Genomic DNA, 13,823 nt, shown 5'->3' with positions numbered 1-13,823 from the left:
CTTCCATAATGAACCTGAGCGAACGATTGAACGACGATATGAAGCAAGCCATGAGGAGTCAGGACAAGTTCAAGCTCACGACGATTCGCATGATGCGCGCGTCCGTGAAGAACTTGGAAATCGACCTTAAACGTCCTCTTGACGATAACGAAGTGCTTGATATTCTAAGTCGCGAGATCAAAATACGTAAAGATTCCCTCCAAGAATTTAAAAAAGCCGGCCGCGACGATCTGGTAACAGGTCTTGCAGCAGAAATTGAAATTATTAGTCAATACCTTCCCGAGCAGCTGACCGAAGAAGAGATTCAAGAGATAGTAAGGCAGACCATCCAAGAACTCGGTGCTTCTTCTAAAGCCGAAATGGGGAAAGTGATGAGCGCCCTGATGCCTAAAACAAAAGGACGCGCTGACGGTAAACTAGTAAATCAATATGTCCAACAATTTCTGCGTTGATATGCGGACTCCCGAAACACCCCGAAAGGGGTGTTTTTTTGTTATGGCATCTTCAAGACTTGTGAGTCCCGCTTATTTTCCCTCCTCATATTTCCAGCCGCGAACGCATAATTTGGTATAGTACGGAATTATAGCGATACCTTCGTTCGCTGAGGAGGCCGAGACGGCAATGCGACAACTGAAAAAAAAATTTCGCAAACTCACCGCCGAATTGCTCGATATGCCGCAGGATGTCGTCTATGATCTGCCGCGATTGACAATGATCGGCGACCGCCAGCTGTACATCGAGAATCATCGGGGCGTCGTTCATTTCTCCAGCGACAAGCTAAGGCTTGCGCTTAGCAAGGGGCAACTGGAGGTTACGGGGAGCGAGCTGGTCATACGCACGATATGGACCGAGGAAGTATTCGTTGAAGGCATCATTGCGAATATACAGTTGATTCCATGAATCCGTCGGGAGGGAATTTACGATGAAAGGTCAAGGCGTAACGTGGCTGCAAGGAGTCGTCGTCGTTGAGGCAAGAGGGGGACGGCCGGAGGAGCTTGTCAATCGGGCGCTGGAGGGCGGACTGTCTCTCTCTGCCATATCATGGACAAGCAACGGAAAATTAAGGTTTGAGGTGTCGGTTGGAGACTTTTTTAAGCTTCGCCCGTATTTAAAGCAGACAGGCTGTCGCGTTCACGTCGTGAAGCGGAACGGCCTGCCGTTCTGGATGGCAAAGGCGGAGAAACGCATTTGGTTCGCAGGCGGCCTCGCGTTGTTTTTTCTCCTGATTTTCCTGCTCTCTTCCTTGGTTTGGAGGATCGACGTTGTCGGCAATGAAAGAATGCCTAAGGAAGATATTTTACAAGCGGCCAAGGCCGAAGGGCTGTATACGCTGCAATGGTCGTTCAGGCTGCAGGATGCGGACGTCATCTCCAAGAAGCTCGTGACGGCATTGCCGGGTACGACATGGATCGGAGTGGAGAAGAAGGGGACGAAAGTAACCATCCGGGTCGTGGAAATGTCGCTTCCCGAGCAAGCCGCGCTAAATAGTCCCAGACATCTGATTGCATCGACGGACGCGGTAGTGACGCAGATCGTGGCGGAAGCGGGTAAGCCGTTGGTGAAAAAAAATACGCGCGTAAAAAAAGGACAAACCTTGATCTCCGGCATCATCGGCAATGAGACGTACAACAAAACGGTCGTGGCCAAGGGGAGCGTGCGAGGACTGGTCTGGTACGAATACGAAATTCTGTCGCCTATGACGCAGCAAGTGAAGGTGTATACGGGTGAGAAAAAAACGAAGTGGCATGCCGTGATCGGCTCCAGAGCGCTTCAGATCAGCGGCTTCGGTGACAACCCCTTTGCCAAGTCCGAAACGGTAACGCATGAGGAAAGAGTGTCCTGGCGCGATTGGACGCTGCCGTTCGGAAGGATGAAAGAGACGATTTTGGAGTCCGAGATGCAGGAACGTACATTGACGGAAGAAGAAGCGCGCGAGGCAGGCAAGATGCAAGCGAAGGCCGAGGTCTTGTTGAAAGCCGGAGCGGATGCGGTCATCCGGGACGAAATTGTTTTGCATGAAAAGGCGGACAATGGTAAAGTTTATATGAAAGTTCTTTTTGAAGTAGAACAATCCATCGTAGAAGAAATGCCATTAGTCCATATGCAGGGAGACTGAGAATTGTTGCAAAATGATCAAAAATCAGCAAAAGTACATCTAGGCAACGCCGCGGAGGGACTAGCTGTATTCGGTCCGCAGGATAAATTCCTACGGCTCGTCATGGAACAGTCAGGAGCTTCCATAAGCTCGCGTGAGGCGGAGATCGTCATTACGGGGCAGGCGAAGGAAGTAGATTCGTTGGAGCAGCTGTACACCGTCTTGCTGCAGCTCGTCAGAGGCGGCTACGCGCCAACGGAGAGAGATATCATGTATGCGCTCGATTTGGCTCGCAATATGCAAGCCGAAGAGCTGCTCGATCTATTCAAGAAGGAAATTGCATCCACGTTCCGCGGGAAGAAGATCATGGTCAAAACAATTGGCCAGCGCCATTATGTAAAGACAATCAAGAAACGCGACATCGTGTTCGGTATCGGACCCGCGGGAACGGGCAAAACCTATTTGGCCGTCGTTCTGGCCGTCGTAGCGTTGAAGGAGGGGGCCGTAAAGCGGATCGTGCTCACTCGGCCAGCCGTGGAGGCGGGCGAGAATCTGGGTTTCCTGCCAGGCGATCTGCAAGAGAAGGTCGATCCTTACTTGAGACCGCTGTATGACGCGTTGCATGACGTGCTTGGCCCCGAGCAGACGGCCAAAGCGCTGGAACGCGGATTGATCGAGATTGCCCCGCTCGCCTATATGCGCGGAAGAACGCTCGAAGATTCCTTTATTATTCTGGATGAAGCGCAGAACACGACACCGGAGCAGATGAAGATGTTCCTGACGAGACTTGGTTTCGGCTCGAAGATGGTCATTACGGGAGACGTTACGCAGATCGACCTTCCGCGCGGCAAGTCGTCGGGTCTCGTAGAGGCTCAGCGCATCTTGAAGGACATCGAGGAGATCGGCATGATCTTCTTCGCGGAGCAGGACGTCGTAAGGCACTCCCTTGTCCAGAAGATCATCGTAGCCTACAACCACGACGCAGAAAGCAAATCTTGAAATTAAAATAGAAGTTCAAAAATCCGCTTTTCAGTACCGAGAAGGTTGGATGAAGCCGGAATCTGAGTAGCAGAGCTACGTGAGCAACGGAAGATCCGGCTGAATTCAAGATTCGAAGTCGAATAGGCATCCGAGTGTTACTTCGTAATCAAAAACGGATTTTTGAACCTCCTTTGAAAGGAAGGGTTGCGTGCATGGGGCAGGGTGAATCAGCTAAGCCGATCGTCAAACCGCCTGCTAGATCGACGCAAGGTTGGAGGCAGAGTCCTGCTGTCAAGTGGACCTTGATGGCGATGTTCGTGCTGCTCTTTTATTTCAGCCTGGCGCCGCATGTCATTCCGGAGACATATGATATTACCGAAGGCGTGGCCAGCGAAAAAGAAATCAAGGCGCCCTTTCAGATCCGTGACGAGAAGGCGACTCGACAGGCGGAAGAAGATGCGGCCGCGAAGATCGATCCCATCTATTCGATCGTACCGCTAAGCAACGCGACGCTCGTCGAACAACTATTTTACCGAATCGAGCAGCTTAACCTTGACGATCAAGTTACGACCGATAACAAGGTTGCGATCTACCGATCCGAGATTCCTGGGAAATATGATGCCCATATAGATGCATTTATCACCGCAAATAAGGGCAAAGGAACGTTCAGCGATTCTCTTGTGCAAGAGATGGAAAATGTCGCCAAAGATCAGCGGTATACAATACCGGAAGAAACTTTCTACAAGATGCCTCAGCTTAAATCCGAGCAGCTGTCCGAGATGCGGTCGGTGGCAAGAGAAATCGTCCGCAAGCTGACGCTAGAGCCGCTTCGAGAAGCGGAGACGGCTCGCACCCAGGTCGCCGAGCTCGTTAATGCGAGCACGCTGTCCAATCGGACGGAACGGGAGATCGTGCAGGAGCTGGCGAGATTCGCCATTATGCCGAATCGTTTTCTCGACACGGATGCAACGGACGAAGCCAAAGCGCTTGCCAAGCAGAATACGCAGCCGGTCGTCTTTAAGGAAGGCGACGTCATCGTAAAGCGGGGGCAGACGATTACCCCGGATCTGTACAAGCTGTTGTCGGACTCCAATCTCTTGCAGGACAAGACGTCGTATTGGCCGCAAGCGGGGCTGCTCATTCTGTCGCTGATGGCCGTCATCGTACTTTTCGTGTATTTGCACCAATCCGGCGGTTTCGGGGGGCTTCGGCCGAAGTACAGCAATACGCAGCTGCTGATGTTGCTGCTTATTTTCCTGATCAACATCATCACGATACAGATCATCGCGCTGATTCAGACGGATTCCGTACCCTATGCCGGTTATTTGGCACCCGCGGCTCTCGGAGCGATGCTGATTACATTGCTGCTGGATATGCATTTGGCGATTATTTCGTCATTTATTTTCACCATCATGGGAAGCATCATCCTGAATCCGGCATCGAATACGCTTTTTGATTTCAAATACGGCTTCTTCGTGATCGTGGTCTCGCTTGCCGCCATCTTCTCTATCCATCGGGCCAGCCAACGATCCGCGATTCTGAAGGCAGGCATTATGGTCAGCTTATTCGGGGCTTTATCCGTGATGGCCGTATTGCTGATGACGGAGCAGCTCGAGCGGATGCCGTTCATCTATTCCGTATCCTTCGCATTCGCCAGCGGCTTGTTGACGGCGGTGCTTGTTATTGGATTGATGCCGTTTTTCGAAATTACGTTCGGCATTTTGTCGGCTCTTAAGCTGGTCGAGCTGTCAAACCCGAATCACCCGTTGCTGCGCAAGCTGCTGACGGAGACGCCGGGCACCTATCACCACAGCGTCATGGTAGGCAATCTTTCGGAAGCTGCCGCCGAAGCCATCGGCGCAGACGGCTTGTTGTGCCGCGTCGGCTCGTATTATCACGATATCGGGAAGACGAAGCGGCCGAACTATTTTATCGAAAACCAGTCCAATATGGAGAATCCGCATGACACGATCGATCCCAAACTCAGCAAGTCGATCATCGTTGCGCATGCACGAGATGGCGTCGAGATGCTTAAGGGCCATAATATACCGAAGCCGATCCGCGATATCGCGGAGCAGCATCACGGCACGACTTCGCTCAAGTTTTTCTATCACAAGGCGGCGAAGCAAGCGGAAGAGCAGGGCATCGTGCCGACGTTTACCGAGGACGATTTCCGTTATCCGGGACCGAAGGCTCAATCCAAAGAAGCGGCTGTCGTCGGCATCGCCGATTGCGTGGAAGCGGCAGTGCGGAGTTTGCGCAATCCAACGGTGGAACATGTCGAGGCCATGATCGCCAAAATCATCAAGAGCCGCCTCGACGACAATCAGTACAACGAATGCGACTTGACGCTCAAGGAGCTGGACAAGATCGCGCAATCGTTGAAGGAGAGCATCATCGGCATCTTCCATTCCCGAATCGAATATCCGGAAGATGTCAAGACGAAGGAGTGAATACGGCAGGATGACTTTGCAGCTGGATTGGAATAACGAGCAAGACAAACACGATATACAAGATGCATGGATCGTCAAGCTGACGGAGCTGCTGCAGCTGGCAGGCGAGGCTGAAGGCTTGACGGAGGGAGAGGTCGCGCTGACGTTTACGGATGACGAAGGCATTCATGCCCTCAACCGGGATTATCGGGGCATCGACCGTCCGACGGATGTACTGTCGTTCGCGATGCAAGAAGACGGCGCGGACGAGCTTGACATCATTTTCGAAGTAGAGGATGAGTCCGAAAGCGATCCCTTGTCCGGCATGCTGGGCGATATTATCATATCGGTAGAACGGGCTCAGCTGCAGAGCGAAGAGTACGGCCACTCCCTGGAACGGGAGATCGGTTTTCTGTTCGTGCACGGCTTCCTGCACTTGATCGGTTACGACCACCAGGACGAAAGCTCCGAAGCCGAGATGACGGCGAAACAAGAAGCGGTGTTAAGCCAAGCAGGTTTAACGAGATAGATGGCGAAGTTCGTCCGGAACGTAGGGTTCGCGTTGTCGGGGATCGGACTTGCGATCCGTACGCAGCGGCATATGCAAATTCATTGTGTAGCAGCCGCTATCGTGGTTGGACTTGGACTGTTTCTATCGCTGGACGCGATTCGCTGGAGTCTGATCGTATTCGCGATAGGATTGGTCGTAAGCGCCGAATTGATCAATACAGCCATTGAGCAGGCCGTCGATCTGGCCAGCCCCGAGCGGCATCCCCTGGCGAAAGCGGCCAAGGATGTGGCGGCAGGCGCTGTGCTGGCGGCGGCCCTTGTTGCCATAACGATTGGACTGCTCGTACTGGGTCCGCCTTTATTGGCGCTCTTCTCCTAATACAGAGATTGGAAGGCGGTTGTCAGACATATGCTGATGGAATACACCGGACTTAAGCCGGAATACTCGGCCATGCTGAAACAAGCTTATGAAGCGATGGCGCGTGCGTATGTGCCGTATTCGGGATTTCAGGTTGGAGCCGCGCTGCTAGACGCGGAGGGACAAACGCATTGCGGTTGCAATGTGGAAAATGCGGCTTATGGTCCTACGAATTGCGCCGAGCGTACAGCTTTGTTTCGCGCGATCGCGGATGGACGGTCTGCCGGCGAATTCCGGGCAATCGCGGTTATTGGCGATACGGATGGCCCCATTGCGCCATGCGGTATCTGCAGACAAGTGATGGTTGAATTATGCGCGCCCGATACCCCGGTCATTATGGGCAATCTGCGCGGAGCCTGGAGTATTGCGACGGTAGCGGAATTGCTTCCGGGCGCCTTTACGCCAGCGTCGTTAAACAAGGAGGAGCATAAACAAACATGAGCGAACAAGATAAAACGCGCGGCGCAAAAAAATTTAAATCGGGATTTGTGGCCATTATCGGCAGACCGAACGTAGGCAAGTCGACGCTGATGAACCACTTAATCGGGCAAAAAATCGCGATTATGTCGGACAAGCCGCAGACGACGCGAAACAAAATACACGGCGTATTTACTTCAGACGATTATCAGATCGTCTTTCTGGATACGCCGGGCATCCATAAGCCGCAATCCAAAATGGGCAATTACATGAACCAATCCGCGGAAGGCGCGCTTAAGGAAGTCGAAGCCGCGTTATTTCTCGTCGATGTTTCGGAAGGGCTCGGCGGAGGAGACCGCTTCATAATCGAAAAGCTGAAGTCGCTCAAGACTCCTGTTTTTCTCGTCATGAACAAGATCGATAAGATAGAACCCGAAGCGCTGCTTCCGATGATCGCGCAATACAACGAGCTGCACGAGTTTGCCGAGATCGTACCCATCTCCGCTCTGCAAGGCAATAACGTCAATACGCTTCTGGAGCAGATTACGAAATATTTGCCGGAAGGGCCGCAATATTACCCGGCTGATCAAATTACGGATCATCCGGAGCAATTCGTGTGCGCCGAGCTCGTCCGCGAGAAGATTTTGCATATGACTCGCGAAGAGATTCCGCACTCCATTGCGGTGACGATCGAAGATATGCGCGTGCAAGAGAACGGCGTTGTTTATATAGGAGCCGTTATTTTCGTGGAGAGGGATTCGCAAAAAGGCATCATTATCGGCAAACGCGGCGAGCTGTTAAAGGAAGTCGGCAAGCAGGCTCGAAGAGATATTGAAGCGCTGCTTGGCTCGCGGATCTATCTGGAGCTTTGGGTTAAAGTCAAGAAGGACTGGCGCAATCAGGAGCGTGTCTTGAAGGATTTGGGCTTCCGCAACGACTAACGCCGGATGCAGTTTTTTACGTTTTTTGCTAAGGATACCGAAGCGACTATTATCGCATCCTATAACCGTCTGGAGCTACATTTCCTAGGCGGAAAGGATGGATACGAATGCGAGATTTTTCGTGGAAGTATTTTACGTTGACCGGAGACGTCGAGTCCTTCATGCTGTACAAGGAAGTGAATCAATACGGCACGACCGATGAAGCTACTCCGCTTGTTCTGCAAGACGAGGAAGCTGTAAGGATGGATGTACAAGAATAAGCGACATAGCGGTATTATGTATGAATAGTGCGTGTTCAAAAAGTTTTTTGGACAATAGGCTTATGGTTCGCGGGGGAGAAGCCGGCATGTTGCATCGCGTGGAAGGAATCGTAATCCGCTGTATGGATTATGGGGAAAACAACAAAATCGTTACTCTTTTGACGAAGACGGGCGGAAAAGCCGGAGTGCTCATTCGCGGCGCGAAAAAGGTGAAGAGCCGGCATTCCTCGCTTGCCCAGCCGTTTACGTACGGAGAATTTCAGTTTTTTCGAAGCACCGGCTTAGGCACGCTTAACCATGGTGAGATCATCGCTTCTCACCATGGTTTGCGCATGCAGCTCGATCTGTCTGCTTATGCCTCTTATGCGGCGGAGCTGACTGATCGCGCTTTGCAGGAGGAAGAAGCAAGCTCCTTCCTGTTCGAGCAGCTTTTGGCGTGTTACACGGCTCTTCAGGAAGGTAAGGATCCGGCGATCGTATTGCATTTGTACGAGATGCGCATTCTCGATCTGGCGGGTTACGCACCGCAGCTGGAACAATGCCTGCATTGCGGCAACGTAATGGGCCCCTTCAAGCTGTCGCCGGGCTCGGGCGGCGTTTTATGCAGCCGTTGCGAGGGGAGAGATCCTTATGGCATTCCGCTTGGCGAAGGGGTACATAAGCTGCTCCGATTGTTTAAGGGCATGGATATGCGCCGCTTAGGAGCGATTACGGTTAAGGAAACTACGAAAGCAGAGCTCAAACGGTGCATGCGGGCTCTGATGGACGCGCAGTTGGGGTTACATTTGAAGTCACGCAACTTTCTGGATCAATTGGACAAATTGGTTTGACATTTGACAATCGTCCCTATTACGCATAGAATAGTGGAATATGAATATGGGATGTTGATGGAGAAAGTAACCGTAAGAAATCCGCTAAGCGAGTCGGGGAAAGGTGGAAGCCCGATGCGGTTATTATGGCGAAGGGCGCTCCGGAATCCTTTGAACGAAAGCGGGTTGTTCTTGCGGACTTACATTCGCAAGGTCGGCCAAGTAGGGTGGAACCGCGGGAATTATACTCTCGTCCCTATGTCTGGAAGCAGACGTAGAGGCGAGGGTTTTTTGCGTGCTTTGCGGATCGTGCTTCTGCAACACTAAACATATAGAAGGAGTGTAACGGCATGAATTTTCAAGGCATGATTTTGACGCTTCAACAATTCTGGGCGGAGCAGAACTGCATTCTCGTGCAGCCGTACGACGTGGAGAAGGGAGCGGGGACCATGAATCCTATGACTTTCCTGCGCTCTATCGGACCCGAGCCGTGGAACGTGGCTTATGTTGAACCTTCCCGTCGTCCTGCCGATGGAAGATATGGCGAAAATCCCAACAGGCTGTATCAGCATCACCAATTCCAGGTCATTCTTAAACCGTCGCCCGACAATATCCAGGAACTTTATCTGGAAAGCCTGAAGCGGCTTGGCATTGACGCGCTCGACCATGATATCCGGTTCGTCGAGGACAACTGGGAATCGCCGACGCTAGGCGCATGGGGACTTGGCTGGGAAGTATGGCTGGACGGCATGGAAATTACGCAATTCACCTACTTCCAGCAAGTTGGCGGAATCGATGCGAATCCGGTAGCTGTAGAAATCACTTACGGCATGGAACGTCTTGCTTCCTATATCCAGCAGAAGGAGAATGTCTTCGATCTGGAGTGGGTAGAGGGCGTAACTTACGGAGACGTGTTCCTGCAGCCGGAATACGAGCATTCCAAATATACGTTTGAGACATCCGACACGGCGATGCTGTTCACCCTCTTTAACATGTATGAAGAAGAAGCCCGGAAGACGATGGAGCAGCATCTCGTATTTCCTGCTTACGATTATGTGCTTAAATGCTCTCATGCGTTCAATCTGCTTGACGCTCGAGGCGCAATCAGCGTAACGGAGCGCACGGGTTATATTACTCGTGTACGGAACCTGGCCCGTCAATGCGCGGCTACCTATTACGAGGAGAGAGAACGGCTCGGATTCCCGATGCTGAAGAAGGGAGTGGAGCACAATGGCTAAAGATTTGCTGCTGGAGATCGGGCTGGAGGAAGTGCCCGCTAGATTCGTTCGCGCGGCGATGAATCAATTGAAGGAAAAGACGGCGAAGTGGCTCGCCGAGAACCGGATCGGCCATGGAGAGGTTGAAGCCTACGCAACGCCAAGAAGACTTGCGGTGATTGTGCGCGAGGTAGAGGAGAAACAGGCAGACAGCAATGAAGAAGCGAAAGGGCCTTCCCGCAAAATCGCGCAGGACGACTCGGGCAACTGGAGCAAAGCCGCTTTGGGCTTTGCCCGCAGCCAGGGCGTAGAGCCGGAGCAGCTGTATTTCCAGGAGCTCGCCGGAGTGGAGTATGTATATGCGCGCAAAAGCAGCATTGGAGCTCCTACGGACGGCTTGCTCTCCGAAGGGTTGAGCACGCTGATCACATCGATGTCCTTTCCCAAAAATATGCGATGGGGCGCTTACGACTTGAAATTCGTAAGACCGATCCGCTGGCTGGTCGCGCTGTTCGGCGATAGCGTCGTGCCGTTTGAGATTGCCGGCGTCGAGACGGGACGCATTACGCGCGGTCATCGGTTTCTTGGCGAAGAAGCAAACATAGCAACGCCTGCCGATTATAAAGAAGCGTTGCGCCAGCAGCAAGTCATTGTCGACGTCGAGGAACGCGAAACGCTGATCGTCTCCCAAATCAAAGGTTTGAGCGAGGAGAAAGGCTGGAACATCGCGATCAAAGATGATCTGCTGGAGGAAGTACTGTTCCTTGTCGAATATCCAAATGTGCTCTTCGGAACTTTCGATTCTTCTTTCCTGCAAATTCCGCAAGAAGTGCTGATTACCTCCATGCGCGAGCATCAGCGTTACTTCCCTGTGCTGGACGAAACCGGGAAGCTGCTTCCGTTTTTCGTTACGGTGCGCAATGGCGACACGAGAAGCATCGATCTTGTCGCGAAAGGAAACGAGAAGGTATTGCGGGCGAGACTTTCCGATGCGAAGTTCTTCTATGCGGAGGATCACAAGCTGACGATCGACCATGCGCTTAGCAAGCTGGAGAACATCGTCTATCACGAGGAGCTGGGCACGGTAGCGGACAAAGTCCGCCGCATCACCGACATCTCGAAGCTGATCTCGGACGCTTTGCAGGTAGAAGCCGAGCAGGCCGCTCGAGTTGCCCGCGCCGCTGCAATTTGCAAGTTCGACCTCGTCTCGCAGATGGTATACGAATTCCCCGAGCTGCAAGGCATCATGGGCGAGGATTACGCCAAGAAGGCAGGCGAGCATGACTCCGTTGCGAAAGCCGTCAACGAGCATTATCAGCCTAGGTTTTCGGGCGATGCCATTCCTTCCGGATTGGAGGGGGCTATCGTCAGCCTCGCGGACAAAATCGATACGATCGTTGGCTGCTTCTCCGTCGGCATCGTGCCGACAGGTTCGCAGGATCCGTACGCGTTGCGCAGGCAAGCGGCGGGTATCGTTCAAATTCTGCTAGGGCAAAATTTGAAGCTTACTCTTGGCGAGCTGTACGAAATCGGCCTATCCGTTCACGAAGCGCGCGGTCTGAAACGTGCCGCGGCCGATATTCGCCAGGATCTGAACGATTTCTTCTCGCTTCGAGTAAAGAATTGGTTATCCGAGCAAGGCAACCGCTACGACGTTGTCGACGCCGTCATGGCGGTCGGATTCGACGATCTGGCGCTTACGGCTAGCCGGGCGGCGGCCGTTCAGCCGCTGGCGACGGCCACCGACAAATCGGAGTTCAAGAGCGTCGTGGAAGCCTTCAATCGCGTGGGCAACCTGGCCGGCAAGTCGGAGAGCAGCGAGTTCGATGCCGCACTGTTCAGCGAAGCAACAGAGACAAAGCTGTATGAAGCGTGGATTTCGGCGCGCCCCGAAGTACTATCCGCCGTGGAGCGCAAGGACATTGCGGATGCTCTTCGAAAGTTGTCTGCTTTGCGCCCGGCCATCGTCGATTATTTCGACAACGTTATGGTTATGGACAAAGACGACAAGGTACGCGTCAATCGGCTGGCCACACTGTCCGCCATTGCGCGGGACATCGCGCTTGTCGCCGATTTTTCCAAGTTGGTATGGTAAGGCGATAGTCCGAGAACCTCACGTACTAGAAGGGGTTGTTCAAAAAGCCCAATTCCCATTACGAAGTATGCCAAGAAGCTTACTCGACATCGAATATTGAACGCAACCGAACCTAAGCATATGCTTACGAAGTATGTTTCCTTCGGAAACATTGCAGGTGCTCACGTAGCTCTGCTACGCTCCGCTCTTCAGTTTCTAGTTGCCTTCAATCTTCTCGGTACTGAGAACCGAACTTTTTGAACACGTACTTGAAAAGGAGGTGCAAGCTCATGGTGACTGGAGTCAAGTCCGAAGTGATCGTTTATGTCGTATCCGATGCGGCAGGCGATACAGGTGAATTGGTCGTACGGGCGGCTATCGCCCAGTTTCATCCTATTCAGGCCGAAATTCGAAGATCGCCATTCGTGACGGAGCCTGCCGCGCTGGAGAGAATTGTTCAGCAAGCAAAACTGTCGCAAGCGATTCTGTTATACACCCTCGTTATCCCGCATCTGCGCGATTCCATGAGAAAGCTGACAGAAGAGAACGGCGTTGCGGCCATTGATTTGCTGGGACCTTTTATCGAGACGCTGGAGCAGCGCACCGGCCGGAAGTCAAGACAAGAACCGGGACTTAACCACGTGCTCGATGCGGATTACTTCCGTAAAGTAGAGGCTGTTGAATTCGCGGTAAAATATGATGATGCTCGTGATACATCAGGCGTAACAAAGGCCGATATTGTCCTCGTCGGCGTGTCTCGCACATCAAAGACGCCGCTGTCCATGTACCTTGCCCATCAAAAGTACAAGGTGGCGAACGTTCCGCTCGTGCCGGAGCTGAAGCCGCCGGAGGAGCTGTTCAAGCTTCCCAAGAGAAAGGTGATCGGGTTAACGATCGACACCTCCTATCTGAACGTGATTCGGAAGGAACGGCTAAAGGCGCTGGGTCTGCCCAATACGGCTGCGTACGCTACGACGGACCGGATCGAGAAGGAACTGAGATATGCGGAAGATATTATGAGCAAGCTTGGCTGCGTCGTCATCGATGTCTCGCATCGCGCTGTCGAAGAAACGGCGAGTCTGATCATGGAATACGTTCGAGGGCAGAATGGTGACCGTACATGACACCCAGTACGCCGCTAGGATTCTCTATCGTTGTTGATGCGGATTCTTGTCCGGTCAAGCACGAGATCGTCGAGACGGCACTGCAGCATGGCGTGCCCGTGCTGATGGTCGCATCGCATGACCATCGGCTGGAAGCTCTGCCCGGCGTGGAGATTGTTCAAGTGGATCGCAGCGATCAATCCGTCGATCTGTACATTTTGAACCGTATCAAGCGAGGCGATATTGTCGTTACGGGGGACTTTGGCCTCGCTTGCGTCGCGATCGGTAAAGGGACCGTCGTCCTATCGCCCAGAGGCGAGCAATACACGGACGCCAACATCGATTATTTGATGGAGCGAAGGCATGAAGGCGCCAGAAGGAGGCGCGCAGGAGGGCGAACCAAGGGTCCAAAAGCAATGACAGGCGATGACCGAAAAACTTTTCAACAAAAGCTGACAAAAGTTTTGATTGGCATGCAGGAGATACATGACATATAGCGAATAATATTAGAAATCTAAGTTTGCCGTGCGCGGGTCGTCCGCAATCTTAGAATGTAGGTGATGAAC

15 protein-coding genes are annotated in these 13,823 nt (G+C 52.7%); all 15 read left to right on the top strand.

Annotated features, from left to right (window positions below; all coding sequences use genetic code 11):
* Window positions 1-8 precede the first annotated feature (8 nt).
* The 15 genes from B1748_RS06925 (at window position 9) to B1748_RS06855 (ending at window position 13,754) form a co-directional block, all read left to right on the top strand.
* Complete coding sequence (locus tag B1748_RS06925) at window positions 9-452, top strand: GatB/YqeY domain-containing protein (protein WP_087567150.1); 444 nt, start codon at window positions 9-11, stop codon at window positions 450-452.
* Window positions 453-621: 169 nt separating this feature from the next.
* Window positions 622-900: a sporulation protein YqfC gene (yqfC, locus tag B1748_RS06920; protein ID WP_087567149.1), complete on the top strand. Its 279-nt coding sequence runs from the start codon at window positions 622-624 to the stop codon at window positions 898-900.
* 22 nt (window positions 901-922) lie between these two features.
* Window positions 923-2,116 carry a sporulation protein YqfD gene (gene yqfD / locus B1748_RS06915; protein WP_087567148.1) on the top strand — a complete coding sequence of 398 codons (1,194 nt, stop codon included), beginning with the start codon at window positions 923-925 and terminating at the stop codon, window positions 2,114-2,116.
* A 6-nt stretch (window positions 2,117-2,122) separates the two neighbouring features.
* A complete protein-coding gene (locus tag B1748_RS06910) occupies window positions 2,123-3,094 on the top strand; it encodes a PhoH family protein (protein ID WP_087567305.1) in 972 nt (323 codons plus the stop codon).
* Between the two features lie 194 nt (window positions 3,095-3,288).
* The gene (locus B1748_RS06905) at window positions 3,289-5,529 is read left to right on the top strand and encodes an HD family phosphohydrolase (RefSeq protein ID WP_087567147.1); all 2,241 of its coding nucleotides are present in this window, start codon (window positions 3,289-3,291) and stop codon (window positions 5,527-5,529) included.
* A 10-nt stretch (window positions 5,530-5,539) separates the two neighbouring features.
* On the top strand, window positions 5,540-6,037 hold the full coding sequence (gene ybeY / locus B1748_RS06900; protein ID WP_087567146.1) for an rRNA maturation RNase YbeY: 498 nt from the start codon (window positions 5,540-5,542) through the stop codon (window positions 6,035-6,037).
* The gene (locus B1748_RS06895) at window positions 6,038-6,397 is read left to right on the top strand and encodes a diacylglycerol kinase family protein (RefSeq protein ID WP_087567145.1); all 360 of its coding nucleotides are present in this window, start codon (window positions 6,038-6,040) and stop codon (window positions 6,395-6,397) included.
* Window positions 6,398-6,433: 36 nt separating this feature from the next.
* Window positions 6,434-6,877, top strand: coding sequence for a cytidine deaminase (gene cdd / locus B1748_RS06890; protein ID WP_087567304.1), 444 nt, complete (start codon window positions 6,434-6,436; stop codon window positions 6,875-6,877).
* The gene (era, locus tag B1748_RS06885) at window positions 6,874-7,794 is read left to right on the top strand and encodes a GTPase Era (RefSeq protein WP_087567144.1); all 921 of its coding nucleotides are present in this window, start codon (window positions 6,874-6,876) and stop codon (window positions 7,792-7,794) included. Before cdd ends, era begins: the two co-directional genes overlap by 4 nt.
* Before the next feature lie 107 nt (window positions 7,795-7,901).
* On the top strand, window positions 7,902-8,054 hold the full coding sequence (locus tag B1748_RS06880; RefSeq protein ID WP_087567143.1) for a YqzL family protein: 153 nt from the start codon (window positions 7,902-7,904) through the stop codon (window positions 8,052-8,054).
* Between the two features lie 86 nt (window positions 8,055-8,140).
* Window positions 8,141-8,884, top strand: coding sequence for a DNA repair protein RecO (recO, locus tag B1748_RS06875; protein WP_087567142.1), 744 nt, complete (start codon window positions 8,141-8,143; stop codon window positions 8,882-8,884).
* A 329-nt stretch (window positions 8,885-9,213) separates the two neighbouring features.
* On the top strand, window positions 9,214-10,101 hold the full coding sequence (glyQ, locus tag B1748_RS06870) for a glycine--tRNA ligase subunit alpha (RefSeq protein WP_087567141.1): 888 nt from the start codon (window positions 9,214-9,216) through the stop codon (window positions 10,099-10,101).
* Window positions 10,094-12,175, top strand: coding sequence for a glycine--tRNA ligase subunit beta (gene glyS, locus B1748_RS06865; RefSeq protein WP_087567140.1), 2,082 nt, complete (start codon window positions 10,094-10,096; stop codon window positions 12,173-12,175). The genes glyQ and glyS overlap by 8 nt, the downstream gene beginning before the upstream one ends.
* Window positions 12,176-12,444: 269 nt before the next feature.
* On the top strand, window positions 12,445-13,278 hold the full coding sequence (locus B1748_RS06860) for a pyruvate, water dikinase regulatory protein (RefSeq protein ID WP_087567139.1): 834 nt from the start codon (window positions 12,445-12,447) through the stop codon (window positions 13,276-13,278).
* On the top strand, window positions 13,275-13,754 hold the full coding sequence (locus B1748_RS06855) for a YaiI/YqxD family protein (protein ID WP_087567138.1): 480 nt from the start codon (window positions 13,275-13,277) through the stop codon (window positions 13,752-13,754). The genes B1748_RS06860 and B1748_RS06855 overlap by 4 nt, the downstream gene beginning before the upstream one ends.
* Window positions 13,755-13,823: the final 69 nt, after the last annotated feature.

Origin of the sequence: Paenibacillus sp. MY03, from assembly GCF_002165585.1 — a bacterium.
In the GTDB taxonomy this organism is placed as follows: domain Bacteria; phylum Bacillota; class Bacilli; order Paenibacillales; family Paenibacillaceae; genus Pristimantibacillus; species Pristimantibacillus agaridevorans.
The sequence above is the reverse complement of the archived record's forward strand: the minus strand, read 5'-3'. Positions and strand labels throughout refer to the sequence as shown.

Coding starts and splice junctions, on each gene's coding strand:
- B1748_RS06925 (WP_087567150.1), top strand. CDS start 9: ATGAACCTGAGCGAACGATTGAACGACGATATGAAGCAAGCCATGAGG.
- yqfC (WP_087567149.1), top strand. CDS start 622: ATGCGACAACTGAAAAAAAAATTTCGCAAACTCACCGCCGAATTGCTC.
- yqfD (WP_087567148.1), top strand. CDS start 923: ATGAAAGGTCAAGGCGTAACGTGGCTGCAAGGAGTCGTCGTCGTTGAG.
- B1748_RS06905 (WP_087567147.1), top strand. CDS start 3,289: ATGGGGCAGGGTGAATCAGCTAAGCCGATCGTCAAACCGCCTGCTAGA.
- ybeY (WP_087567146.1), top strand. CDS start 5,540: ATGACTTTGCAGCTGGATTGGAATAACGAGCAAGACAAACACGATATA.
- B1748_RS06895 (WP_087567145.1), top strand. CDS start 6,038: ATGGCGAAGTTCGTCCGGAACGTAGGGTTCGCGTTGTCGGGGATCGGA.
- cdd (WP_087567304.1), top strand. CDS start 6,434: ATGGAATACACCGGACTTAAGCCGGAATACTCGGCCATGCTGAAACAA.
- era (WP_087567144.1), top strand. CDS start 6,874: ATGAGCGAACAAGATAAAACGCGCGGCGCAAAAAAATTTAAATCGGGA.
- B1748_RS06880 (WP_087567143.1), top strand. CDS start 7,902: ATGCGAGATTTTTCGTGGAAGTATTTTACGTTGACCGGAGACGTCGAG.
- recO (WP_087567142.1), top strand. CDS start 8,141: ATGTTGCATCGCGTGGAAGGAATCGTAATCCGCTGTATGGATTATGGG.
- glyQ (WP_087567141.1), top strand. CDS start 9,214: ATGAATTTTCAAGGCATGATTTTGACGCTTCAACAATTCTGGGCGGAG.
- glyS (WP_087567140.1), top strand. CDS start 10,094: ATGGCTAAAGATTTGCTGCTGGAGATCGGGCTGGAGGAAGTGCCCGCT.
- B1748_RS06860 (WP_087567139.1), top strand. CDS start 12,445: ATGGTGACTGGAGTCAAGTCCGAAGTGATCGTTTATGTCGTATCCGAT.
- B1748_RS06855 (WP_087567138.1), top strand. CDS start 13,275: ATGACACCCAGTACGCCGCTAGGATTCTCTATCGTTGTTGATGCGGAT.